The organism is Propioniciclava sp. (assembly GCF_047602245.1).
GTDB lineage: Bacteria > Actinomycetota > Actinomycetes > Propionibacteriales > Propionibacteriaceae > Propioniciclava.
The window spans coordinates 2,023,892-2,046,360 of the sequence record NZ_JASGHT010000001.1 but is presented as its reverse complement, the minus strand read 5'-3'; the positions used below and the strand labels follow the sequence as shown (position 1 = coordinate 2,046,360).

Below are 22,469 nucleotides of genomic sequence, written 5' to 3'. Positions count from 1 at the left end.
GACGAGGCTTACGGCCCCGCGGTACCACCCTTCTTGGGCGCTCGCGCACCCCTCTCTTGCTCGCCGCGGCCGGTTCTAGTGAGATCATCGATCCGTTCTTCCGGCAGCTCCGGGGTGATGGCCCCATCATCGCCTTGCGACCCTTCTAGTGTAGGAAGGTCGTCAACGGTGCGGAAATCGGGAGGCTGGCGTGGACGGACTGCTCGCGGTACTGATGCTCGCCGGCGTGGCCGCCGTGGTCGGGTCGATCCTCATCTTGCGTAAGGTCCCCCGCGACATCCGCCCCGTCGCGATCGTGCCCCTGCTGGTGGTCTTGGTGGGTTTCGCGATCGGCTTCCTGGCGTTGAGCGGAGTCTTCGGGTGAAAGGGAATGAGATGGGCGAACGCGAACGGCTCCGGTCACGCATCGCCGAGTTCGAACTGCTTCTGCGCGTGAACGCCGACCCGCGGCCGGTCGTGGCCGCGCTGGCGTCCGCCGAGCAGGGTGACGTCACCGCTCGGCTCGCCCGCGCGATCGGGTGCAGCGAGGAGGAAGCCGAAAACCTGCGCTGGCAGCCTCTGGACTACCTCACTCCCGAGCGCCGAGGCCTGTTCGAGGCTCAGATCGGGCAACTGCGCGAACAGTTGGACCGCTGCGACGAGGGTGGAGAGTAAATCACTGCACTCAAAATCGTGGGGCGCCGAAAAAACTCAGTGGGACTGATGTTTTCTGATGCTCTCGCTGGTTGAGTGCAGTGATTTACTCTCCGGACCGGGGAGACCGGTGTGGCGCCTCCGGGTACTCGTCGCAGATCGGCGATCCACCCTCGGGGCTGGAGCCCCCGGATCCTGTGCGGTTCCGGACGTTCACCTCTCCCCGGTCTCCGGCGAGGGAACACCATGGACAACGCGCATCAGCGGTTCCAGACCTTCGCCTCTCCCCGGTCTCCGACGCCGGACTACAGTGATCGTCGCCTGGCCGGTGATCGGCCGAGGCCTGCGACACCCACCATCCGGGCGGCCCGGAATGAAGGAAGACGATGACCGAGAACTCCCGCGTGCCCGGTGGTGGGCGCCCATTGCGCGAATGGCGTGACCGGCACGGAGTTCCGCACCAGGAGCGCCGCGCGGCGCCACGCACCGACGAACCTCGTGTGCAGCGCGTGGTCGGGCCCCTCGAAGCCGCCTGGCGCAAGGGGAACGAACCTGGCGCGCAAAGCAGTGTCATCACGGGCGCCGCCGGAGACGGCGACCATCTCGTCGAATCTGAGCGGCATTCCCTGCTCGCGCAGGAGGCGCTGGAGCGGCCCAATCCGCATATCGAACCCGATCCAGACGACTCGGAGCGCAGCCTATGGACCTGGGTGATCGAAGACGCCGACGCCCGGGCCATCGTGTTGTGGGTCAACCCCGTGTTCGACTTCCGCGATGCCCGCGAGGCCGAGTTCACCCGGCTTCCGGGCTCCGACCTGTGGACCATCTGCCTGCGGTTGTCGTCCGCGCTGCGCGCCTCCTACCGCATCGCGTCCTGGTACGAGGAGGGCCCACCACCGTGGCGCACCGCGGTCGGGCGCCGCAATGTGATCCTCGCCGCCCGCGATCCCGGCCTGCCAGATCCCCGCGGCGTCCACACGATCCGTGGTTCCTGGGGACAGGAATCCTCGATCGGCGCGGGCCCGCTCGCTCCGGTCGAGTTGTGGCGGGTGAGCACGGAGAGGCCCGCTCCGGCTTCCTCACGCCTCGATGAGCTGACGCTCCCCGACGGCGAGCGGGCCTGGGTCTACTCCCCCGGCCAGGTCGAGGCGCCGACACCCTTGCTGGTGCTGTTCGACGGTCAGGTGTGGAAGGGCGTCGGACTACCCGAGATCCTCGACATCGTCATCGCCGCCGGTCATCTGCCGCCGCTGCATGTCGCCTTGCTGGACTCGCGCGACCGCGACCACCGCTGGGCCAAGACCGGTGTTCCGGGCGGCCAGGTCGATACCGTGATCGACCACCTGCTGCCGCGTGTGCGTGCGAACTGGGCGGTCGACCCGAGCGGTGATTCCACCCTGGTCAGCGGCCAAAGCCTCGGCGGGATGGCCTCGCTCTGGACACTCGCGCTATCGGAGGGTGAGGTGCAGCACGCGATCGCCCAATCGGCGTCGCTGTGGCGCTTCGATATCGCCGAGCCGTTGTTGAACGAACCACGCTGGCGTTCGCTCGAACTCCAGGCGGGCACCTGCGAGGGCGCCATGCTTCCCACCGCCCAAGCCTTGGAGGCTTCCTTACGGGCGGATCAACGCCTCGGGCACCGCACCGTGCGCACCACGGGTTTCGAGGCCGGCCATGACTGGGCCGTCTGGCGCGCCAACCTGATCAACACCCTGGCCGACCGGTTCCGCCCGCAAACGGCGGTTCAGCAGGCGTAGCGGCGCAACCGGAGGCCCCACCCGATGGTTTCGCGCGCGACCAGATGTAGGCCGGCGTCCTCGGCCAACGCATCGGTGGCAGCCTCGGTGCGCACCGCACCACCCGTCGTTGCGAGGGCGATCAGGTCCTGTTCGCGTTCGTGCTCGCCGGCGTCCTCGCCCAGCGGGCGATCGATGAGCAGCACCGATCGGTCGCCGGTGGATGCTGCCGCCTGAGCCAGCACGTGCGCGGCGTCCGCGTCGGGCAGGTCGACGAGCGGGTTGAGCAGCAGGAACGCCTCCGACGTGACCGGGCGGGCATCCAGCAGGCCGCCGACTTCGACGCGGATCCGGTTCCCGTCCACCCAGGGCTCGGCCTCGACCAAGGCCTTCTGCGACGGGGTGACCAGCAGGATCAGCGACAACTCCGGCAGGGTGCGCGCCAGCACGGCGCCGACATCGAGCACGCCGGGGCCGGCCAGGCGCAGTTCGCGCAGCCCCGTGATCAGCGACGACCGCGCGAGCGGCTCGGCGATCACCCGGGCGCGCACGTCATGCAGACGCTCCGGCTCGGCGGCGCGAACGACGTCCGTAAACGGCGCGCCGAACGCGGCGTGGTAGCCGGAGGCGCCGGTGCGCACGGCGTCCGGCAGGCCGACGATGCCGAGGAGGCTGCGGCCCTCGAAACTCGTCAGGTCGAGGCTTTCGGCGGCGTCCTCATCGGTCAGCATGACCCCGGTCGGCGTGAGTCGCCACGATCCGCCCTCGGCCTCGGTCAGGTCGAGTGCGGCCAGGTAGGCGAGCAGGCGCGCGGTGGCTCCGGCATGCAGGCCGAGCCGGGCGGCGAGCGCGGACGCCGACGTCGGCCCGGCGGTCAGCGCATTGAGCAGCCCGAGCGTGGAGGCCGTCCGTATCGCGATGCCGGGCACGATCTCGAGCAGCTCGTGCAGGTAGTCCTCGGGATCTTCTTCGGGTGCCGATACCTCGGCCGCTCCGTCGGCGTTCCCGGCACGGCGCCAGTAGCCGGTGACCTCGACGCGTTCCTTCGGCAGGCCCTTCTCCTGCCGGAGCCAGCGCCGGATCGGGGCGAGCGTGATGGCCTCGCCGGCCACCCAGGCGTAGACGTCGTCGCCGTGCCAGGGAGCCGCGCGGAGCGCATCGAACAGCCATGTGGTGGTCCCGGCGGGCGCGCCGTCACGGGTCAGCCAGGTGATCCGCGCGCCGGACGGGGCGGCCAGATCCTGAATCCGGGTGGCGTCGGCGACCTCGATGAACACCTCGGCGACGCTCTCGGCCGGCATCTCCTCAAGCCAGCGGCCGATCGCGGGCAGCGCGGTCTCGTCGCCGGCGATCAGCACCCACCGCGCCGGCGGATGACCGGAACTCACCTTGGGCCCGGCGATGTGGATGTCGTCACCGGGACGGCAGCTGTAGGCCCAGGTGGTCCCGGGGCCGGAACCGTGCTTCACCACGTCCAGGTCGAGCTCGCCCGCCTCGGGATCCCAACGGCGGATCGTGTAGGTGCGGGTGTTCCCGAACGCCTCACGCGGCCAGTCGAGCGTACCTTCGCCCTGCGCGGGTACGAGCAGTTCACCGGTCTGCGGGTTGGGCAGGATCACCTTGAACTCGTCATCGAACCCCTCCGACCGGAACGCCGCCACCGGATTCCCATTCGGCGCCGCATGCGCCGCCAGACCGGGACCACCCAGCGTCACACGCCGCATCCCCGGCGTGACATCCACGGCCCGGATCACCTGCAACCGGCGCGTCGTGATGCCGAAGACGGTCGCCGGACGGATCGATTGCAGCATGAAGCGTCTCCAGAGTCAGGGAGCAAGAGCAGAATTCAGGTCACCCTAGTGGCTATGCCTGCGGGGTCAGCACCACCTTGCCGAGCACACGGCCCGCCTCCAGGTCGGCGATCGCGCCGGCGATGCCGTCGAAGCCGGTCACCCGATCAATGCGGGGCCGGACGCCGGTGCGCTCCAGCAGGTCGAGCAGTTCGGCCAACTCGGCACGGTTGCCCATCGTCGAGCCGATCACGCGCAACTGCAGGAAGAACACCCGGTTCAGGTCGGCGGGCGGATTGGCGCCCGAGGTGGCGCCGCAGACCACGACGGTGCCGCCGGGGCGCAGCGACTTCAGCGAATGCGACCAGGTCGCCTCGCCCACGGTCTCGACCACCAGATCGACGCGCTCGGGAAGACGTGCGCCCGGCTCGAAGGCCTGGTCAGCGCCGAGTTCCACGGCAAAGGCGCGCTTGGCGTCCGTACGGGCGGTCGCCCACACCCGATGGCCGAGCGCCTTCGCCAGCTGGATCGCCGCCGACGCCACGCCGCCGGAAGCTCCCTGCACCAGCACGGTGCCAGGACCGGTCAGGCCCGAGTCACGGGTGAGCATGCGATAGGCGGTCAGGTAGGCGGTGGGCACGCAGGACGCCTCCGCGAACGACAGCGAGGCGGGCTTGTCGACCAGGTTGCCGGACGGCACGGTCACCCATTCGGCGAGGGTGCCCTGGTGCAGTTCCGACAGCAGCGAGCGGCGCGGGTCGAGAGTCTCCTCACCGGTCCATCCCGGCGAGGTGATCACCGCGTGCACGATCACCTCACGGCCGTCCTCGGTGACGCCTGCGGCGTCCGTGCCCAGAATCATCGGCATCCGGTCGGCGGGCAGTCCCACGCCGCGCAGCGACCAGACGTCGTGATGGTTGACCGCGGCCGCCTCGACCCGAACGCGCACCCAGCCCTCGGCGGGTTCGGGTTCGGGTCGCTCACCGACGACCAGGGCCGCCAGCGGATCGGACGGGTTGGCTTCTTCGACGAACACGGCGCGCATGGCGTCCACCCTACGCACCCGGGCCTTCGTTCGCGCCGACTCTCCCGAGGACGCCGCGCGCTCAGCCGAGCAGGCGTTCGATGACCACCGCGACGCCGTCGGCGTCATTGTCGAGGGTGACCTCATCGGCGGCCGCGAGCGCGGGACCGGTGGCATTGCCCATCGCGACACCGAGGCCGGCCCATTCCAGCATTTCGACGTCGTTGGTGTTGTCACCGAAGGCGACCGCCTCGCCCGGATCGATGCCCAGGCCGTGCGCCAACCGGGCCAGCGCGCTCGCCTTCGACACGCCCTCACGCGCTACCTCGAGGAACGGTGCCCCGGAGATCGTCGGGTGGACGCCCGGGATCCCCCACGAGCGGCTGACCTCCAGAAGCTGGTCGGGTGTCACCTCGGGATCGCTGATCACCAGCTTGAGCGAGGGCGCCGCCAGCACTTCGTCGAGGGACGCCTCGAGGTAGTCGACCGCCCACAGCGTGTGCTCGGCGCCGGGATCCCGCTGGCCGACGTAGCCGTACTGCCCGACGTAGGTGTTGCCGCCGTCGCGGACCGACACGATCCGGACGCCGGGGAACGCGTCCACCAGCCGTTCGGCGAGCGCCCGTTGGGCGTCCACCTCGATCATCTCCTCGAACAGCAACGAGCGGTCGCGCAGGTCGACGCCGACCGCGCCGTTGCTGCCGATGATCGGGCCCTCCAGCGCGGTGCCGGCGACCAGCGCGCCGATCGAGTAGGGCTGGCGTCCCGAGATGGCGACGACGGCGATGCCAGCATCGCGGGCGGCGGCGAAGGCCGCGCGGGTGCGTGGGGAGATGGTGCGATGGTCGCTGCGGACGGTGGTGCCGTCCAGGTCCGTGGCGATGAGCCGGATGGCCACCGGGCCTTCCTTTCCGGGCCCGTGCGGGCCGTTTCGTTGAGAGTGTGGGGGCGGCGTCCTACACGCCGACCCGGCGGCGTCCGGAGAAGGCGCGGCCGAGGGTGACCTCGTCGGCGTATTCCAGGTCGCCGCCCACAGGCAGGCCCGAGGCGAGCCGCGACACGACGATGCCGGTCGCGGCGAGCAGGCGGGTGAGGTAGGTGGCCGTGGCCTCGCCCTCGACGTTGGGGTCGGTGGCGAGGATGACTTCGGTGACGACCGGGCCGGAGAGCCGCCGCAGCAGCGGCGCGATGTGCAGGTCTTCGGGGCCGACATGGTCGATCGGGCTGATCGCGCCGCCGAGCACGTGATACAGCCCGCGGTATTCGCGGGTGCGCTCGATGGCGGCGACGTCCTTGGATTCCTCGACGACGCAGATCAGCGACTGGTCGCGGCGCGGGTCGCGGCAGATCCGGCAGGTGGTCTCTTCGGACACGTTGAAGCAGATGTCGCAGAACTTCACCTTGTCGGCGACCTCGCGCAGGGCGTCCGCCAGGCGGTCGACGTCGTCGCGGTCGGCGTTGAGCAGGTGGAATGCGATCCGCTGCGCGCTCTTGGGGCCGACGCCGGGCAGGCGTCCGAGCTCGTCGATCAGGGTCTGGATGGGGCCTTCGTACACGCGTTTCCGATCAGAACGGCATGCCGGGGACTTGCGGCATGGCGGCGCTGGCCAGCGCCTGGATCTGGTTCTGTGCGTCACGGACGGCGGCCACGATCAGGTCGCCGAGCGTCTCGGTGTCGTCAGGGTCGATGACGGACGGGTCGATGAGCACCTGCGTGAGATCGCCGGAGCCGGTCATGACGACCTTCACCAGGTCGCCGCCCGCCGAACCGGTCACCCTGGTGGCGGCCAACTGCTGCTGCGCGTTGACCATCTGCTCCTGCATCGCTTGGGCTTGCTGCAGCAGCGCGTTCATGTCGAACCCGCCACCTTCGGTGCCGAACAGGGACATGGCGTCCTCCTTCACGTCGTCTGGCCCATCGTAGGCGAGGGGGTCCTGCTCGCGGCGGCGGGCTCACCGTGCGCGAGCCGGTCCTCCGTTGCCGCGCGGCCCCCTCGTTCGCCGATTACCGCGCGGCCTCTCTTCTTCACCGACTACCGCTCGGGTTCTTCTTCCCCGATCAGTTCCGCGCCGAGGTGTTTGATCAGCAGTTCATCGACGTTCACGACGCCTTGATCGAGGTCGACATCGTCGAGCGACTCCCCCGCCTCGTCCTCGTCGTCGCCGACCCCGATCTGGGTGGGCTGGACGTTGGCGCGCGCCCGCGCGATCGCGCGCGCGGCCTCGGCAGATCCTTCGGCGTGCGGCGCCGGCGCGGGGCCGCACCCGGCGTCCGGACGTGTTCCGCTGGGCGCGGGAGCATACGGATCCTCCGGTGGCATCGCCGCCGACTGCCCGGCATACGGGTCGCCCCACCCGGGATCGTCGCCGAACCGGCGCGGGGCGGGCGGCTCGCCGGGCCGGGAGGCGGCGGCCGGGGCGGGCGGCGCGTCGAAGGCCGGCGTGGCCACCACGGGAGCGGCCTCCGCGTTGTCGATGGCCCGCACGGTGGCCGCGACCCCGAACGCCTCACGGAGCACCTCGCGCAGGATGGCGTCGTGCCCGCCCCGCGCGAAGCTCTCGCGTGCGCCCGGGTTGTTGAAGGCGAGGGTCAGCACGTCGCCGGCATAGTCGTGGACGACCGCGTTCTCGCGCACGACGATCCAGGTAACCCGACGGCGCCCCTTGATGCGCTCCAGCACGCTCGGCCACTCGGCCCGCAGTTGCGCGGTCGACAGCACCGAGGGGTCGGACGCCGCCCGCGCCTGCCGCTCCGTCGGCTGGGATGTCGCACGGGGAGCCGCCTGCTGCCGCTCCGGCTGCGACGGCCGAGCGGACGCCTCAGGGCGCGGTGCACCCCCCGAGGGCTCAGGACGAGCCGCCGATGCGGCGGGCGCCGGCGACGCTCCGGCCGGCGCGTCCGGCCAAGGCTGAGCCCACGGATCAGCGACGGGCGGCCTTGCGGGTGCGGCCTCCTGCTCGCGACCGGCCGGGTACTGCCCGGTTTCTCCTGGCCGCCCCGCAGGGGGCTCCTGGGGCGCGACCGAGCGGCGCTCCGCGGGCAGATCCCCGGACGCCGGAGACGGTGTGTCGGATGGGCGCTGCCCGAATGCCTGCTCAGGCACGGGCCGTGGCTCGGGACGCTGAGCGTCGGGACGATCGGGCATAGGGGCCTGCTCCGGCACCGGCCGCGGTGCGGGACGTGTGGCGCGCGGGCGATCCGGCGCGGGTGGCGCGTCCGGGCCGGCGGGTTCGATCCGGTCGGGCGACGGTGCGGACGGCCCGGTGCCCACCACCATTTGCAGGCGGCGTTCGATGCGGTCGAGGCGTGCGTGCACGCCGCGGTCGTCAACGTCGGCGCCCGGCAGCAGCACGCGGGCGCACATGAGTTCCAGGTGCAGGCGGGGCGCGGTGGTGCCGCGCATGTCGGTGAGGCCCTTGGCGATCACCTCGGCGGCCCGGGTCAGTTCGCCGGCCCCCATCGCCGAGGCCTGCGTGGACAGCCGTTCCGCCTGATCGGCGGCCACATCGACCAGGCCGGAGGTGAGCGCGTCCGGCACCGCGGCGACGATGATCAGGTCGCGCAGGCGGCGCAGCAGGTCTTCGCCGAAGCGGCGCGGATCCTGCCCAACTTCGACGACCTTGTCGATGCACGCGAACACCGCCTGGGCGTCGCCGGCGGCGAAGGCGTCCATCACCTCGTCGAGCAGCGAGTCGGGCGTGTAGCCGAGCAGCCGGGTGGCATGCCGGTAGCTGACGCCGCCGGCGTCCGCCCCGCCCAGAAGCTGATCGAGCACGGACAGCGAGTCGCGCACCGATCCGGCGCCCGCCCGGACCACCAACGGCAGCACCGACGGATCGACCGAGACGCCCTCAGCTTCGCAGAGTTGGGCCAGATACGAGGTCAGCGTGCGCGGCGGCACCAGCCGGAACGGGTAGTGATGCGTGCGCGAGCGGATCGTGCCGATGACCTTCTCGGGCTCGGTCGTCGCGAAGATGAACTTCACGTGCGCCGGAGGCTCCTCGACCACCTTCAGCAGAGCGTTGAAGCCCGCGTTGGTGACCATGTGGGCCTCGTCGATGATGTAGATCTTGTAGCGGCTGTGCACGGGCGCGAAGAACGCGCGCTCGCGCAGGTCGCGCGCCTCGTCCACACCGCCGTGACTAGCGGCGTCGATCTCGATGACGTCAATGCTTCCCCCGCCGCCGCGGGCCAGATCGCGGCACGACTGGCACACGCCGCACGGGTTCGGCGTCGGCCCCTGCTCGCAGTTGAGGCAGCGCGCCAGGATGCGCGCCGAGGTCGTCTTGCCGCAGCCGCGCGGACCACTGAACAGGTACGCGTGGCTCACCTTGTTATTGGTGAGCGCCCGCTGCAACGGATCGGTGACGTGCTCCTGCCCGATCACCTCGGCGAACGTGTCGGGACGGTAGCGGCGGTACAGCGCCAGCGGAGCGTCCGGCCGGTTGCGCTGCGGCGCCCGATGCGGTGCCGACGGCGGAAGAAAAGCGGACGCCGCGTCCTCCGGCGCGAACGCGGCCGGCTCGGGCACCAGCGCTTCCGCCGGCTCGGGCACCAGGGTTTCCCCAGGTTCGGGAACCGTCGGGGAGGCACCGCCGATCAGACCGTCCGCACCAGCGCCAGGACCCACGAGAGCATCGGCGTCCGGATCATCGTCGGAATCCTCATCGGGGTCGATCGGGATCTCGCTCATCTCGTCGAGGTCAATCTCCATCTCCGGATCAGGAGTGGGCACCGGTTCGGAAGGCAGGATCAGTTCGTCAGGCTCCAGGCCGAACAGGTCAGGACCAGCCTGCGCGAAGGCGCCCAGCGGCTCGGCGGCGAGACTCATCTCGTCGTCGAACAGGCCCTCGGGTACGTCATCTGCCACGTCAAGAACACTACTCGACCCCTCTGACAAAATTCTCCGCCGGCTGCGCGGGCAGCGGACGCGCAAGGGCCCCCGCGCACCTGACAGAGCTCACTTACCCTTGCTGCCTTCCGGCCCTGGGGGAGTTGGGCGAGGTACCACCGCGCGGGGACCCGGAGAACACCATACCCGACCGGCCCGCCCGTGCGCAGATCGGGTCAGGGCGCCGCGATCGTGAACCGCGAGGTGGCCAGCACCGGCAGCCGGGCGCGGGCGTCCGCGACGACGGCCGGGTCGAGATCGGCGATCAACAGGGCCGGGGCTGCGTCGGCCTCGGCGAGAATGTCTCCCAAGGGGCTGACCACGACGCTGTGGCCAACCCCGGTCGGGGAATCGGGCTTGACGGTCAAGCCCACGGTGGCAGGGTCACCCTGCCCGGCGGCGACGATATAACAGGTGGAGTCGAGCGCGCGCGCCACCGTGAGCGCACGCCACTGGTCGATTTTCCTTTCCCCTCTCATCCAGGACGCCGCCACCAGCACGACCTGGGCTCCCGCCAACGCGAGATATTTGAACAGTTCAGGAAAGCGCACCTCGTAACAGGTGGCCAGGCCGAAGGTGATCCCGCCGCAGGTGAAGGTGACCGGACGGTCGCCGGCCTCGATGTGCCGGGACTCCTCGAACCCCCACGCCTCGAACAGATGCATCTTGTCGTAGTGCGCGACCACGCCGGAGGCGTCCGCCACCAGAAGGGTGTTGCGGGCGCGGGGCCTGCCTCCCGCGGCCTCGCGCGCGGGGGTGAACATGCCGGCGACGATGGTCATCTCGAGTTCGCGCGCCACCGTGAGGACGCCGTTCGCCCACTCCCCGTCGAGAGGCTCGGCCACCTCCGCGGAGCGGGTGGCGAAGCTCGCCATGGTCGCCTCGGGGAACACCACCAACTCGGCACCGGCGTCCTTGGCGCGCCGCGTACAGTCACGGATCAGGTCAAGGTTGCCCCCGGGGGCGACCCCGGAGACCACCTGGGACACTGCGATCCGCATGGGTCCATTCGACGTGCTGATCCCGCATGCGTCAACGCGACGCGCCACACGCGACCCCTTCGTGACCTCACCCCCACACGCCGCGCGCCCGCACGATCCGGGCCCGGACGAGCACAGCCCCGGGCACCCGATTGGGCCCCGCGAGGGTCATCGGGTAGCATCTCCGGCGGAGGATTCGCCTAGAGGCCTATGGCGCTCGGTTGGAAACCGGGTTGGGTTCACGCCCTCACGAGTTCGAATCTCGTATCCTCCGCCATATGAGCGCTACTCGAACTCCCGATGGAAACATCGGGAGTTCGTTCGCGTTCAGAGGCACCCACGGACCTGGCCGGGCAAACGACACGGGCCTCCTGCCGGACGACCTCGCAGGGCTCTGACGTAGCCGAGGCCACCGGGCCCAGTCTTGGGCGGCGCTGCGGCGACCGATCACTCGAATCTGGATCAATCACATCGATGAAAGTTTCCACAACGGCCAGTAGTGTTGCATTGTGGACGTCCAACTGTTCCAGAAGGCGCCGTTCGGCACCCTTGTTCCGATCAGCGGCTCACTTCCTGGTGGCAACACGTGGGAACACTGGGCCTTCCTTCCCAACCCGCTCCCGGACGACAGCCCAGAGCTGAGCGGCCGGGCGTACCGGTACGTCGGCGACGCGCGCGCGGCTCTGGCAGCCCTGGACGCCACCGCCCAGCGGTTGCCGAATCCGAGGTTGTTCAGGAGTTCCGCACTGCGCTTGGAGGCCCAGTCGACCGCCGCACTCGAAGGCACCTACGAACCGTTGGCCCGCGTCTTGGCCGCCGACTCAGATGATGTGCAAGACCCCTCGCTTCGAGAAGTCCTCAACTACGTGATCGTGGCCGAGGCCGCCTTCAGCTGGGCGGAGGAGGGACGTCGCTGGAGCATGCCTGGTCTGGCCAGTCTGCAAGGCGTCCTCGTGCGAGGAACCCCATCGGAGCGGGAACACTCCGGACAGGTCCGCCCGGTCCAAGTGGTGATCGGGCGCCGAGAGGGCACGCCGCCGAGCGAGATCCCGATCAAGGCGGCACGCTACGTGCCACCCCCTCCGGGAGCCGACCTTGAAGCGAGACTGCGGGACCTGATCGCCTGGATGCAGGCCGATCACGGCGGCCGGATCGATCCGGTCGTAGCAGCGGCAATGGGGCACTACGGGTTCGAAGCCCTTCACCCGTTCCACGACGGTAACGGACGCCTCGGGCGGCTGCTGATCGTCCTGCAGTTGTACGCGTCCGGCGTCCTGACCGAGCCCACCCTCTCGGTATCGACGTGGTTCGAGGCACGGCGGACGGAGTACTACGACGCCCTGCTCGGTGTCTCGACCGATGGCGACTGGTCGACCTGGGTCGAGTTCTTCGCACAGGGTCTGGCGGAATCGGCCGAGGCCGCACACAGAAGGATGCTGGCTCTAGCCGCAGTCCAGACCGAACTGAAGGAGCACCTTCAGTCGACACCGATCCGGACCGGAAATGCGCGGCTGCTCGTCGACTTCGCCGTCGGCCAACCCACCTTCACTGTCGCCCAAGCGGCCAAAACGCTGGGCATCGGCAACGCCGGCGCCAAGAAACTCATCGACTCTCTCGTCCACCACGGCATCCTCGCCGCCTATGACGAGCGTGTGTACGGCCGACGATTCCACGCACCACGAGTCTTGGACGTTCTTCTCAAGCAGTAGAGAAGGACCCGCGATCGTAGGTCAGGCATCAGACCACCTCGAGAGTCACGTTGAAGCCGAGCGCGTCCGCGATCCGCTGCAGATCGCCGGGATCGGAGGTCAAGATCGCTGTCGCCTGCTGACGGCGGGCTGTCGCCACGACCGCAGCGTCGACAACGCCAGACGTGCCCGAGGCGCCCAACAAGCCCCCCACCTCGCGCGCGTGGTCCTCGGTCATTGCTTCGACCTCACACAGCCGCAGCATGCGGGCCAACGACGCCTGCCGCGCACCACCGCGCCACGCCTGCGCCAACACCGGCGCCGGAACGGTGGGGGCGATATCGCGAGCAAGCAGTTCGGCGTGCACCGCCCACATGCGGCGATCATTGCGTTCTCCAGCCAGCAGCGCGCCAGCGTCATAGACGACACCCATGCTTCAGGCGCTCTGCCGCGCCTCGCCGAGGCCGAGCATGCGATCAACGCGCAAGCTGGCATCGCGACGTTCTTGTTCGGTCAGAACACCGTTCTCGGCTTCCCACTCGGCAAACGCCCTGCGCCCGGCCTCCATCCGCAGACGATGAGCGGCACTCTCGGCCAACCACGCGCTCACCGAGGTGTCCGCCGCCGCCGCCGCAGCCTCGATCTGCGCCGCGAGGTCGCCCGCCAACGAAATCGACCGCTTCACCCGTGTCATGGACCCACTCTACCCGTCAGGTAGGACAGATGGTAGGACAACTGCCAGACACACTCGGCCGCTCGTCTGGCTGCGTGCCGGGCCCACCCCGAAGAAACCCTCGGGGGAAGAGCTCAGAACGCCGGACCTTGGCTCGATACAGCCCCTACGCCTTATGCCGTGCCGAACATGACCTCTCGGCCGTCCGGATCGACCACGGTGACCACGACATCGTCGACGGTGAGCGGTTCGATCCCGAGATCGTTCAGCTGGACGACGAAGGCCTCGCGGTCCTCGATCGTGAAGTAGAGGTGGGTGAGGTTGGAGCCGCGGTTGGGCGGGTAGGCATAGTCGGCGAACGCCTGCGCGTCGTGGATGGCGAGTTGCATACCGTCGCGGTCCAGCCGCCAGTAGGTGTAGCCATCTCCGCCGGCCTGTTCCAGCGGCAACCCGGCCACCTCGCGGTAGAACCGCGCGGTCGCTGCGGGATCGGCACCGGTGAGGAACACCCCTCGGAAAGTCGTCTTCATGCGCTCTCGTCCTCTCGTTCCGTTCGACCGGCGAACCGGCTCCGGTGCTCGTCGTGCAATTCCTGCCACCCGTAGGCCATCGCGCGCTGCCCGGTCGGACGCTCCCGATCGGTTCCATCGACGAGCATATGCTCGCCTTCGAACCGCCGAACAGCGACCGCACTGTGGCCGCCAGCCAGGAAAGGCAGGAGTGATGAGCGGCAAGGTGACGAGCATCGATGAGTACCTCGACGGGGTCGACCCCGCGTACCGGCCAGAGCTCGAACGGATCCGTGCGCTCGTGACCAGGCTCATGCCGAGCGTCGAGGAGACCATCAGCTACCGCATGCCCACCTTGAAGTACAAGGGTCGCGCCTTGGTGTACTTCACGGCATCCAAGAAGCACATGAGTTTCTATCCCTCGTCCTGGGCTATCGAAGAGCTGAAGGATCGGCTCTCGGGCTACCGGACCACAGAGCACGCGATCCAGTTCACACTGGAGAACCCGCTTCCCAGTGAGTTGATCGAAGACCTCGTTCGATTCCACGCACTCCAGATCGACCTCGACCGGCACTGACCGATCACCGGAGTCGTCAGGCACCCCCGCAAACGAGGGGGTTCACCCACCCGGGGAGCACCTCATCCCCCGCAAATCTGGGGTGTTCACAGCGTCTTCACAGGCGGACACTGAGCACACCACCGGGGCGCACGGGTTGACGCGGGCCCCACCACTTGAGTCGGTAAGGATGGTGTCGATGATGAAAGCCCGATGGAGGATGCTCGGCGCGCTGGTTCTCACCGGGGCGCTCGCGTTCACCGCGATCCCCGCGTCCGCCACGTCAGGACGTGGCCACTCGCATGCCGCCAAGGCATATGTCTGCACGGGCGGCGAGATCCCGTCCGGCACCTACTCCAGCATCATCGTGAAGGGCCAGTGCGCGGTCGCCAACGACGCCAAGATCACGGTCAAGGGCAACATCGACGTCCGGGCGGGTGCGCTGCTCGACGCGCAGAGCGCGCCGTCGACGATCACGGTCGGCGGCAACGTATACGGCGCCCGGGGCGCGATGGTCGGACTCGGCTGCCAGGCCCCGACACACACGGGCAACTCGGCGCACCCCTGCATGTCCGATCCTGAGAACGGCAAGTCCACGATCACGGTGAAGGGCGACGTCAAGCTCACCAAGCCCGCCGCAGTGATGATCAATGGCATCACGGTGCGCAGCATCAAGGTGGCCGGCGGTGGCTCTTACGAGATCCCGTGGTCGATCAAGAACAACACCGTCAACGGCAGCGTCTTGCTGTCAGGCCAGAAAACCTGGTGGATCGGCGTCCTGTTCAACAAGATCAAGCGTGACCTGGTGCTCACCCACATCAAGCTCGACGACCCCCACCCCGCCGAGAACCCGGATTCGGAGGACATGCTCTTCGTCGTCCGCAATGACATCGGCCGCCACGCCGCGTGCATGTACGTGACCAAGGGCATTACCGGCTACGGCAACACGATCGGCAAGCGAGCGCTCGGTCAGTGCTCATCACTGGTCAGCAGCCAGCCGTAGAACAGCGACGGCAACGAGGGGTCCGGCAGCAGCCGGGCCCCTCATCCGCGCCCGCTAGGAGTGGGGCGCGCGCAGCACCTTGGCGTGAAAGCTGGTCGCGTACGGGTTGTCGTTGTAGCGCTCGATCCGCTCATACCCGGCGCGATCATAGAGCGCGACCGCCTCGTGCAGGTGCTCGTTGGTGTCGAGTACCGCCCGACCGAACCCGGACGCCGCCGCGTGCTCCTCGAGCAGCCGCATCAGCCGGGAGGCGACGCCGGCGCCGCGCCAGTCGGGGCTGGTCCACAGGCGCTTGATCTCGGCGTCGCGCTGCGACAGCGGACGGTAGGCGCCGAAGGCGACCAGCCGCCCATCGCTGAGCGCGGCCAGACAGTACGCCTCCGGGTCGACCGCCTCGTCGCTCACCTCGAAACCGGAGGGGAACCGTGCGTCGAGTTCGGCGAAGTAGTGCTCCATGGCCTGGCGCGCGAGCGGCCCGTCCGGGGGAACCTCCCGGAACTCCAGCGTCGCCGCACGAAGCAGCAGGTCGGCGGTGGCCAGCGCCTCTTCGAGGCGGCGTCGCTGGCCGGGTGACAGTGGCGCGACGAGGCGTTCCACCAGGCCTTCCGAACGAAGGTCCAGCAGTTCGGCCGCCTCGGTTCCCGGTCGGGTGAGCGACACGATCCTGCGCCGGCGATCTTCACGATCCTCCGCGACGACCACCAGCCCTTCGTCAGCCAAGTGAGTGAGCATCCGCGACAGGTAGCCCGAGTCGAGCCCGAGCCGTGCGCGGAGGTCCAGCACACCGATACGCCCGCCGGGAGCGTGCGCGATCTCGAACAGCAGACGCGACTGGTTCAGCGGACGCCCGGTGCCGAGATGGTTCGCATCGAGCAGGCCAACCCGCTGCGACCAGGAGCGGTTGAACTGGCGAAAGACATCCGAGAGACCCATGTCTCTGACATTAGTCAAATAATCATCGCGTGGCGACCCCGCGCCGCGGCACGCGCACGACCCGGTTCAGCACGCCGGTGACCGATTTCTATGTCCAGATCGAGGCCGCGTCGCGAAACCCCTAGTCGCGCACCCGCCCTGTCGAACTGAACATCGAAAACGACCATCCGCACCGCGACCGACACGAGGCCGGCAACCTCGAAAGCATCTGCGACACTGGAGTGACCACCCCTGTGAGGAAGCGCCCGTGAATCGTCGTCTCGTCGTGAGCCTGTTCGGCCTGCCGCTGCTACTGCTGAGCGCATGCGCTGCGCCACCGCAGATGCCGCCGGCACCTGCGCCCGGCACCGACGCGCGGGCACCGATCGTGCAGCAGGCCGAGGCCACCCCCGACCCTTCCCCCACCCCGGTGCCCGACCTGACCCTCGGCTACCGCCGCCCGGTCTTTCCCGAGGACGCCCCGCTGCCCACGCTGACCGGCGAGCAGCAGGCGGCCTACGGCGACTGCCTGACCACCACGATCACCAGCGGCTCGGGCGGCGACTGCGCCGCCCTGCTCCAGGACAAGCTCACCGAGCTGGGCTACTTCACCGGCAAGAAGACCTCACGCCTGGGCGTCGCCGCGGTCAACGCGTTGCTGCGCTACCAGCGTTCCCGCGAGCTGCCGGCGACCGGCAACGCCGCAGAGCGGACCTGGTACGCGCTGGCCTCCGAACAGCCCGCCCGCTCGGAGGAACTGCCCGCCGAGTGCACCATCCCGGGCGTGGTGCTGTGCGTCGACCAGGCCCATGACACGCTGCGTTGGATTCGCGACGGCGAGGTGGTCAAGACGATCAAGGTGCGCACCGGCGGGTTCATCACCGAGCCGAAGACCGGCAAGTGGCGGGTGCACGCGACCGTCAACGGTTTCTACCGCGTCTACAACAAGCACCGGAACCCGAAGTCGGAGAACTACGGCGCCGGCGCGATGCCATATGCGGTCATGTTCGACCCGAACATGTACTTCCACTACTCCTCTGACTTCGCCAAGCGCGGCTATGCGACCTCCAGCCACGGCTGCGTGAACATCGGCTCCAAGGAGGAGGCGAAGTGGGTGTTCGACAACACCCCGATCGACGCGCGAGTGCTGATCTACTGAGCACCTCACGGACGGCCGCGTGCTCAGTGCCGGCACGGACACGGCGACCAAGAACACGATGACGGTAGAGGCGGTGCCCCCGCTCGGGGGGCACCGCCTCTACCGTCATCTCGTCAGCGGAACATCATCCGGTCAGCGCAGCGCCTCGATGAAGATGCCGTTGCCCGGGCCGAGCGGCAGATCGAAGAAGTAGTAGATCGCCACGACGCCCATCCACAGCACCCAGAACGGCACCACGAACGGCATCATGCCGGCGGCGAGGTTGCCGAAGCCGGCCTTGGGCATGTACTGGCGCAGGTAGGTGAGCAGCACGATCATGTACGGGTTCATCGGCGTGATCACCTGGGTGGCCGAGTCGCCGACGCGGAAGGCGGCCTGCACGAAGGCGGGTTCCAGGCCGACCAGGCCGAACATGGGCACGAACACGGCGGCCATGATCGTCCACATCGCCGATCCGGAGATGATGAACAGGTTCAGCAGCGAGCACAGCAGGACGAACAGCACGATGACGCCGAAGCCGGTCATCCCGGTGGCCTGCAACGCCTCGGCACCCGACACGGCGACCCAGGAGCCGATGCCCGACCAGTTGAACAGCGCCACGAACTGGCCCATCACGAAGGCGAGCACCAGGAACGGGACCATGTCCTTCAGCGCCTCGCCCATCAGCCGCGGCACGTCGTCGAACCCGTTGATCGACTTGGACTTGGTGCCGTACACGTAGCCGCTGGCCGCGAACAGCAGGAAGACGATGAACACGATCGAGTTGAGCAGCGGCGAGCGCGGCAGGAACTCTCCGGCCTCGTTGCGCCACGGCGAGTTGGGCAGCACCGCCACCACGGTGACCACGATCGAGGTGATCAGGGCCGTCCATCCACCCCAGCGCAACCCTCGCCGCTCGTCATCGGTCAGGGCGTGATCGGCGCCGAGATCGGTCGCCACCGTGACTTCCACGCCATCGTCCTCGATGGTGACCGAGCTCTCCCCGGACGTGCGCGCGACGGTCGGCACGTTCTCGCGGGTGAGCCGCGGCTCAAGCACCTTGTCGATCAGGAAGCCGGCCGCGATCATCAGCACCACCGAGGAGACGATGTTGAAGTAGTAGTTCGACACCGGGTTCACCGGCGCGGCCACCGCCGCCACCGTGGGCACCGTCGGCAGCACGGCGGTGGTGATGCCGGCGAACAGGGCGTCCAGCGAGGTGGGCACGATCGAGGTCGAGTAGCCCGCGCCGGCCGCGGCGAAGCCGCCGAGCAGGCCGGCGACGGGGTGGCGTCCGACCGCCTTGAACGCGAGCGCGGCCAGCGGCGGCAGGATGACGAACACCGAGTCGGCCATCACCGAGCCGGTGATGCCGAGGAAGCCGACCATGTAGGGCAGCAGCCACTTCGGCGCCGAGCCGATCGCCGCCCGGATCGCCGCCGACAGGAAGCCTGTCTTCTCGGCGATGCCGATCGCGAGCAGGATCGGCATGACGGTCACCAGAGGCGGGAAACCGATGTAGTTGGCGCCCAGGTTGGAGGTGAACCAGGCCAGCCCCTCCCCGGTGAAGAGTCCCTTGACGACCGTCGCCTTCTCCGCACCCGGCACGGACACGGTCACCCCCATCAACGAGGCGATGGTGCCGATGGCCCCCACAATGATGAACAGCCATAGGAACAGATTGAACGGTGAGGGCAGCTTGTTGCCGGCCACCTCGATCGCGGTGAGCATGCGGTCGCTGAACGTCCGCCGTCCGGTGCTTGTCTCGGTCATGCTTGTCACTCCTTCGATGAGAGCCGGGCGGTGGGAGCCACGCGGCGGACGTACTACGGGAGGCCTGCCTCCTGAAGGTGGGTTTACTGAAGTCCGGCGAAGAGCGCGTCGATGTCGCGCGGTCCGCCCGCGGCGACGAAGTCGGCATGAACCGCTTCGGCCAACGCGTCGTCGGTGAGGAAATCGAGCGCGGTGGCCGCCAGCCCGTAGGCGGCATCCGCGACGGCGGCATACGCCGCATCGGACGCCGCGGCGTCCGCGAACGCCCGGGTGTGCAGCGCCACGTCGGAGTCAGCGATCTTGATCAGCGGGTGGATTCCCGGCACCCGGAAGCTGACGTTACCGAAGTCGGTGGACGCCGCCAGCGACTCGGGCACCACGCCCAGCGGCAGCGCGCGGCGTCCACGGGCGGCCTGGCTGATCGCCCAGCGTTCGGTGAGCGGCCCGTTGGCGAGGACGGGCAGCGAGGGCGGGTGCTTGTCCCAGTTGATTTGGACGCCGACGCCGGCCATCAGCGCCGCCCCGTTGGCGATGTCGCGGATGCGGTGGGACAGGTCGGCGAGGGTCTCGGCGTACTTGGAGCGCACGTACAGGTCGACCACGGCGCGCTCGGGAATGACCGACGCCCGGGTGCCGCCCTCGACGATGACGGCGTGGACGCGGTCGACGGGGATCATCTGCTGCCGCAGCAGCCCGATGCCCTGGTAGAACAGCGAGGCGGCGTCCAGGGCGTTGCGGCCCATGAACGGTTCGGCCGAGGCGTGCGCGGTGATGCCGGTGAACACCACCTGAAGCGTGCGGCGTCCGAGCCACACCTGTTCGGCCACGTCGTAGCCGTAGGGGTGCACCATGATCGCCGCGTCGAGGCCATCGAAGGCGCCTTCGCGGGCCATGTACTCCTTGCCGGTGTGCCCTTCCTCACCGGGGGTGCCGAGCAGGACCACCCGGCCGTCGAAGGCTCCAGGATTGGCTTCGGCCACCCGGCGCAACGCGAGGTAGGCGCCGACGCCGGAGGCGCAGATCACGTTGTGGCCGCACGCGTGGCCGATCTTGGGCAGCGCATCGTACTCGGCGAGGACGCCGATGGTCCGCCCGCCCGATCCGGCGGTGAACTCGCTGCGCACGGCGGTGTCGAGGCCATGGACGCCGACCTTCGCCTCCGCCCCTTCCGAGGCGAGCAGGTCCGCGATCCGGCGAGCGGAGCGGACCTCCTCGAAGGCGGTCTCGGGGTCGGCGTGCAACGCCGACGCCAACGCGGACAACGCCGGGTGGAGGGCCGCGACAGCATCGGCGGTGGCGTCCAACAACGCCGCCGGCGCACCATCGAACGCAGACGTGATCGCAGGCGCCGAAGCGAGCCTTTGCCCGGTGTCAGCGGCCACCTGCTGGGAGTAGTACGGATCGGGGCGGGTGAGGCGGGGTTGCGCGGACATGGGTTTACGCTAGCCGGACCGAACATGCCCGGGTGGGCGTTCAAGGTTAAAGCCCCGTTTCATCATGGTCGCCCGGCGTCACGATCTGACCGGGTTCGCCCAGGCACCAGGGATCACCGTGGCAGTCTTGCCCCATGAATTCGCGACTACTGCCGTGCGGCGAGCGGGCGGTACTCGTCGAACTCGATGACCTGTCGCAGGTGTTGGCCCTCGAAGCCGCGGTGCGGATTCTGCTGGAACGCAACGAAGGCCCCTGGGCCGCGGTCGTGGACGCCGTGCCCGCCGCCCGCACGCTGCTGCTGAAGGTGCGCCATGCCGGCGCGCTCGCCGCGCTCACGGCGGCGCTGCCCTCGCTGCTGTCGGCGATTAGGTATGCCGGCGCCAGCGGCTCCGAGCGCCCACCGAGCGCGGACACCACGACGATCGCGGTGCACTACGACGGCCCCGATCTCGGCGAGGTCGCCGCGCTGACCGGGCTGAGCACCCGCGAGGTCGTCCAGGCCCACACCCGCACGCCGTGGCGGGTCGGGTTCGTCGGGTTCGCCCCCGGCTTCGCCTATCTCGTCGACGGCGACCGCCGCCTCGAAGTGCCCCGGCGCGCCGAGCCACGCACGGCCGTCCCGCCCGGTTCGGTCGGCCTGGCCGGGCCGTTCTCGGGGGTCTATCCGCGCACCTCGCCGGGCGGGTGGCAGTTGATCGGCCGCACGGACGCCGTGCTGTGGGACACCGATCGCCAACCGCCCGCGCTGCTGCAGCCGGGCTCGTGGGTCCGCTTCGTCGCGGTGGAGGACTGATGGCCGGATTCCTCGAAGTCCTCAGCCCCGGGCCGCTGGCCACCCTGCAGGATCTCGGCCGCCCCGGCTATGCGCACGTGGGCGTGGGGCCGGCCGGTGCCGCGGATCGCGGGGCGCACGCGCTGGCGAACCGGATCGTCGGCAACGAGACCGACCAGGCCACCATCGAGGTGCTGCTCGGCGGGCTGGCCCTGCAGATGCGCGGCTTCGCGGTGCTGGCCGTCGCGGGCGCCCCGGCCCCGGTCACCATCAACGGTCGCGCCGCCGATCACCACAGCCCGCTCTATCTAGCCGACGGCGACGTCATCCGCCTGGGGACGCCGCCCGCCGGGCTGCGCAGCTATGTCGCCGTCGCCGGGGGGATCGCCGAGCCGCCCGTGCTCGGCTCGCGCGCCTGGGACTCCATGGCCCGGATCGGCCCGGAACCGCTGGCCCCCGGCAAGCTGCTGCCGATCGGGGAGGGACGCCATCACGCGCCGAATCTGGGGGTGGTGCCCACTCTGCCGCCGACCCTGGATCCGGTGATGGTGGCATTGATCCCGGGCCCGCGCGACGCCTGGATCGCCGGCGGGGTGCGCCGGCTCACCGACGGTCATTGGACGGTCTCGGTGCAGTCGGACCGGGTCGGCGTCCGGCTCGAGGGCGACCCGCTGACCCGCGCCCGCGGATTCGCCGACCGAGAGTTGCCCAGCGAGGGCACGGTCCGCGGCGCCATCCAGGTGCCGCCGTCCGGGCTGCCGGTCGTGTTCGGTGCCGATCACCCCGTGACAGGCGGGTATCCGGTGGTCGGAGTGCTGCGCGAAATCGACTCCGACCGGCTCGCCCAAGCCCGCCCGGGCCAGCAAATCGTCTTCACCACCCGTCCCACGAACTGAGATGACGCCCACCCGGACACGCTGAAGGGCCCCCTTCCGGCGATGGAAGGGGGCCCTTCA

The 22,469-nt window shown here is 69.4% G+C and carries 22 protein-coding genes, 1 tRNA gene and 1 other RNA gene; 10 read left to right on the top strand and 14 right to left on the bottom strand.

The annotated features are described in order from the left end of the window. Positions 1–190: 190 nt before the first annotated feature. The 3 genes from QM708_RS09720 (at position 191) to QM708_RS09710 (ending at position 2,390) form a co-directional block, all read left to right on the top strand. Positions 191–364 carry a hypothetical protein gene (locus QM708_RS09720; protein ID WP_415107449.1) on the top strand — a complete coding sequence of 58 codons (174 nt, stop codon included), beginning with the start codon at positions 191–193 and terminating at the stop codon, positions 362–364. Positions 365–375: 11 nt separating this feature from the next. Next, on the top strand, positions 376–654 hold the full coding sequence (locus QM708_RS09715; RefSeq protein WP_415107446.1) for a hypothetical protein: 279 nt from the start codon (positions 376–378) through the stop codon (positions 652–654). Between the two features lie 365 nt (positions 655–1,019). Beyond that, the gene (locus QM708_RS09710) at positions 1,020–2,390 is read left to right on the top strand and encodes an alpha/beta hydrolase (RefSeq protein ID WP_415107443.1); all 1,371 of its coding nucleotides are present in this window, start codon (positions 1,020–1,022) and stop codon (positions 2,388–2,390) included. Here the strand turns inward: QM708_RS09710 and QM708_RS09705 are convergent. The 8 genes from QM708_RS09705 to QM708_RS09670 form a co-directional block, all read right to left on the bottom strand. Continuing rightward, entirely contained in the window at positions 2,378–4,180 is a 1,803-nt protein-coding gene (locus QM708_RS09705; protein ID WP_415107440.1) for an SIP domain-containing protein, read from the bottom strand. The two genes, QM708_RS09710 and QM708_RS09705, sit on opposite strands and share 13 nt — an antisense overlap. A gap of 52 nt (positions 4,181–4,232) precedes the next feature. Continuing rightward, positions 4,233–5,204 carry a zinc-binding dehydrogenase gene (locus tag QM708_RS09700; RefSeq protein WP_415107437.1) on the bottom strand — a complete coding sequence of 324 codons (972 nt, stop codon included), beginning with the start codon at positions 5,202–5,204 and terminating at the stop codon, positions 4,233–4,235. Between the two features lie 61 nt (positions 5,205–5,265). Further along, on the bottom strand, positions 5,266–6,081 hold the full coding sequence (locus QM708_RS09695) for an HAD-IIB family hydrolase (RefSeq protein ID WP_415107434.1): 816 nt from the start codon (positions 6,079–6,081) through the stop codon (positions 5,266–5,268). Positions 6,082–6,139: 58 nt separating this feature from the next. After that, on the bottom strand, positions 6,140–6,739 hold the full coding sequence (recR, locus tag QM708_RS09690) for a recombination mediator RecR (RefSeq protein ID WP_415107431.1): 600 nt from the start codon (positions 6,737–6,739) through the stop codon (positions 6,140–6,142). 10 nt (positions 6,740–6,749) lie between these two features. After that, complete coding sequence (locus QM708_RS09685) at positions 6,750–7,073, bottom strand: YbaB/EbfC family nucleoid-associated protein (protein WP_415107428.1); 324 nt, start codon at positions 7,071–7,073, stop codon at positions 6,750–6,752. Positions 7,074–7,216: 143 nt separating this feature from the next. Continuing rightward, positions 7,217–10,015: a DNA polymerase III subunit gamma and tau gene (locus tag QM708_RS09680; protein WP_415111371.1), complete on the bottom strand. Its 2,799-nt coding sequence runs from the start codon at positions 10,013–10,015 to the stop codon at positions 7,217–7,219. Between the two features lie 99 nt (positions 10,016–10,114). Beyond that, positions 10,115–10,211, bottom strand: an RNA gene (gene ffs / locus QM708_RS09675) — signal recognition particle sRNA small type. 40 nt (positions 10,212–10,251) lie between these two features. Continuing rightward, a complete protein-coding gene (locus tag QM708_RS09670; RefSeq protein ID WP_415107425.1) occupies positions 10,252–11,076 on the bottom strand; it encodes a carbon-nitrogen hydrolase family protein in 825 nt (274 codons plus the stop codon). 168 nt (positions 11,077–11,244) lie between these two features. Here QM708_RS09670 and QM708_RS09665 point away from each other — a divergent pair. Next, positions 11,245–11,332, top strand: a tRNA-Ser gene (locus QM708_RS09665). Positions 11,333–11,564: 232 nt separating this feature from the next. Beyond that, complete coding sequence (locus QM708_RS09660) at positions 11,565–12,764, top strand: Fic family protein (RefSeq protein WP_415107422.1); 1,200 nt, start codon at positions 11,565–11,567, stop codon at positions 12,762–12,764. A gap of 28 nt (positions 12,765–12,792) precedes the next feature. Here the strand turns inward: QM708_RS09660 and QM708_RS09655 are convergent, their stop codons facing one another. From QM708_RS09655 to QM708_RS09645, 3 genes are all read right to left on the bottom strand, one after another. After that, the gene (locus tag QM708_RS09655) at positions 12,793–13,176 is read right to left on the bottom strand and encodes a PIN domain-containing protein (RefSeq protein ID WP_415107419.1); all 384 of its coding nucleotides are present in this window, start codon (positions 13,174–13,176) and stop codon (positions 12,793–12,795) included. A gap of 3 nt (positions 13,177–13,179) precedes the next feature. Then, positions 13,180–13,437: a hypothetical protein gene (locus tag QM708_RS09650; RefSeq protein WP_415107416.1), complete on the bottom strand. Its 258-nt coding sequence runs from the start codon at positions 13,435–13,437 to the stop codon at positions 13,180–13,182. A gap of 152 nt (positions 13,438–13,589) precedes the next feature. Then, positions 13,590–13,946: a VOC family protein gene (locus tag QM708_RS09645; RefSeq protein WP_415107414.1), complete on the bottom strand. Its 357-nt coding sequence runs from the start codon at positions 13,944–13,946 to the stop codon at positions 13,590–13,592. A gap of 193 nt (positions 13,947–14,139) precedes the next feature. On the opposite strand from QM708_RS09645, the gene QM708_RS09640 reads away from it, so the two are divergent. Together QM708_RS09640 and QM708_RS09635 are read left to right on the top strand one after the other, a co-directional pair. Continuing rightward, positions 14,140–14,502: an iron chaperone gene (locus QM708_RS09640; protein ID WP_415107411.1), complete on the top strand. Its 363-nt coding sequence runs from the start codon at positions 14,140–14,142 to the stop codon at positions 14,500–14,502. Positions 14,503–14,680: 178 nt separating this feature from the next. Next, positions 14,681–15,484 carry a hypothetical protein gene (locus tag QM708_RS09635; protein ID WP_415107408.1) on the top strand — a complete coding sequence of 268 codons (804 nt, stop codon included), beginning with the start codon at positions 14,681–14,683 and terminating at the stop codon, positions 15,482–15,484. Between the two features lie 54 nt (positions 15,485–15,538). On the opposite strand, the gene QM708_RS09630 is transcribed toward QM708_RS09635, so the two are convergent. Beyond that, entirely contained in the window at positions 15,539–16,417 is an 879-nt protein-coding gene (locus QM708_RS09630) for a bifunctional helix-turn-helix transcriptional regulator/GNAT family N-acetyltransferase (RefSeq protein ID WP_415107405.1), read from the bottom strand. Between the two features lie 247 nt (positions 16,418–16,664). On the opposite strand from QM708_RS09630, the gene QM708_RS09625 reads away from it, so the two are divergent. Continuing rightward, entirely contained in the window at positions 16,665–17,555 is an 891-nt protein-coding gene (locus tag QM708_RS09625; RefSeq protein WP_415107402.1) for a L,D-transpeptidase family protein, read from the top strand. Positions 17,556–17,687: 132 nt separating this feature from the next. On the opposite strand, the gene QM708_RS09620 is transcribed toward QM708_RS09625, so the two are convergent. Next, entirely contained in the window at positions 17,688–19,307 is a 1,620-nt protein-coding gene (locus QM708_RS09620) for an AbgT family transporter (RefSeq protein ID WP_415107399.1), read from the bottom strand. Between the two features lie 83 nt (positions 19,308–19,390). Then, complete coding sequence (locus QM708_RS09615) at positions 19,391–20,740, bottom strand: amidohydrolase (RefSeq protein ID WP_415107396.1); 1,350 nt, start codon at positions 20,738–20,740, stop codon at positions 19,391–19,393. A gap of 134 nt (positions 20,741–20,874) precedes the next feature. Between QM708_RS09615 and QM708_RS09610 the strand changes: the two genes are divergently transcribed. Further along, positions 20,875–21,534, top strand: a complete 660-nt coding sequence (locus QM708_RS09610; RefSeq protein WP_415107394.1) for a 5-oxoprolinase subunit B family protein — start codon at positions 20,875–20,877, stop codon at positions 21,532–21,534. After that, positions 21,534–22,409: a biotin-dependent carboxyltransferase family protein gene (locus tag QM708_RS09605; RefSeq protein WP_415107391.1), complete on the top strand. Its 876-nt coding sequence runs from the start codon at positions 21,534–21,536 to the stop codon at positions 22,407–22,409. Before QM708_RS09610 ends, QM708_RS09605 begins: the two co-directional genes overlap by 1 nt. Positions 22,410–22,469: the final 60 nt, after the last annotated feature.

Excerpts from the sequence above, each read along its gene's own strand:
- QM708_RS09715 (WP_415107446.1), top strand. The coding sequence starts at position 376 with ATGGGCGAACGCGAACGGCTCCGGTCACGCATCGCCGAGTTCGAACTG.
- QM708_RS09710 (WP_415107443.1), top strand. The coding sequence starts at position 1,020 with ATGACCGAGAACTCCCGCGTGCCCGGTGGTGGGCGCCCATTGCGCGAA.
- QM708_RS09705 (WP_415107440.1), bottom strand. The coding sequence starts at position 4,180 with ATGCTGCAATCGATCCGTCCGGCGACCGTCTTCGGCATCACGACGCGC.
- QM708_RS09700 (WP_415107437.1), bottom strand. The coding sequence starts at position 5,204 with ATGCGCGCCGTGTTCGTCGAAGAAGCCAACCCGTCCGATCCGCTGGCG.
- QM708_RS09685 (WP_415107428.1), bottom strand. The coding sequence starts at position 7,073 with ATGTCCCTGTTCGGCACCGAAGGTGGCGGGTTCGACATGAACGCGCTG.
- QM708_RS09680 (WP_415111371.1), bottom strand. The coding sequence starts at position 10,015 with ATGAGTCTCGCCGCCGAGCCGCTGGGCGCCTTCGCGCAGGCTGGTCCT.
- QM708_RS09670 (WP_415107425.1), bottom strand. The coding sequence starts at position 11,076 with ATGCGGATCGCAGTGTCCCAGGTGGTCTCCGGGGTCGCCCCCGGGGGC.
- QM708_RS09655 (WP_415107419.1), bottom strand. The coding sequence starts at position 13,176 with ATGGGTGTCGTCTATGACGCTGGCGCGCTGCTGGCTGGAGAACGCAAT.
- QM708_RS09650 (WP_415107416.1), bottom strand. The coding sequence starts at position 13,437 with ATGACACGGGTGAAGCGGTCGATTTCGTTGGCGGGCGACCTCGCGGCG.
- QM708_RS09645 (WP_415107414.1), bottom strand. The coding sequence starts at position 13,946 with ATGAAGACGACTTTCCGAGGGGTGTTCCTCACCGGTGCCGATCCCGCA.
- QM708_RS09640 (WP_415107411.1), top strand. The coding sequence starts at position 14,140 with ATGAGCGGCAAGGTGACGAGCATCGATGAGTACCTCGACGGGGTCGAC.
- QM708_RS09635 (WP_415107408.1), top strand. The coding sequence starts at position 14,681 with ATGATGAAAGCCCGATGGAGGATGCTCGGCGCGCTGGTTCTCACCGGG.
- QM708_RS09630 (WP_415107405.1), bottom strand. The coding sequence starts at position 16,417 with ATGGGTCTCTCGGATGTCTTTCGCCAGTTCAACCGCTCCTGGTCGCAG.
- QM708_RS09620 (WP_415107399.1), bottom strand. The coding sequence starts at position 19,307 with ATGACCGAGACAAGCACCGGACGGCGGACGTTCAGCGACCGCATGCTC.
- QM708_RS09615 (WP_415107396.1), bottom strand. The coding sequence starts at position 20,740 with ATGTCCGCGCAACCCCGCCTCACCCGCCCCGATCCGTACTACTCCCAG.
- QM708_RS09610 (WP_415107394.1), top strand. The coding sequence starts at position 20,875 with ATGAATTCGCGACTACTGCCGTGCGGCGAGCGGGCGGTACTCGTCGAA.
- QM708_RS09605 (WP_415107391.1), top strand. The coding sequence starts at position 21,534 with ATGGCCGGATTCCTCGAAGTCCTCAGCCCCGGGCCGCTGGCCACCCTG.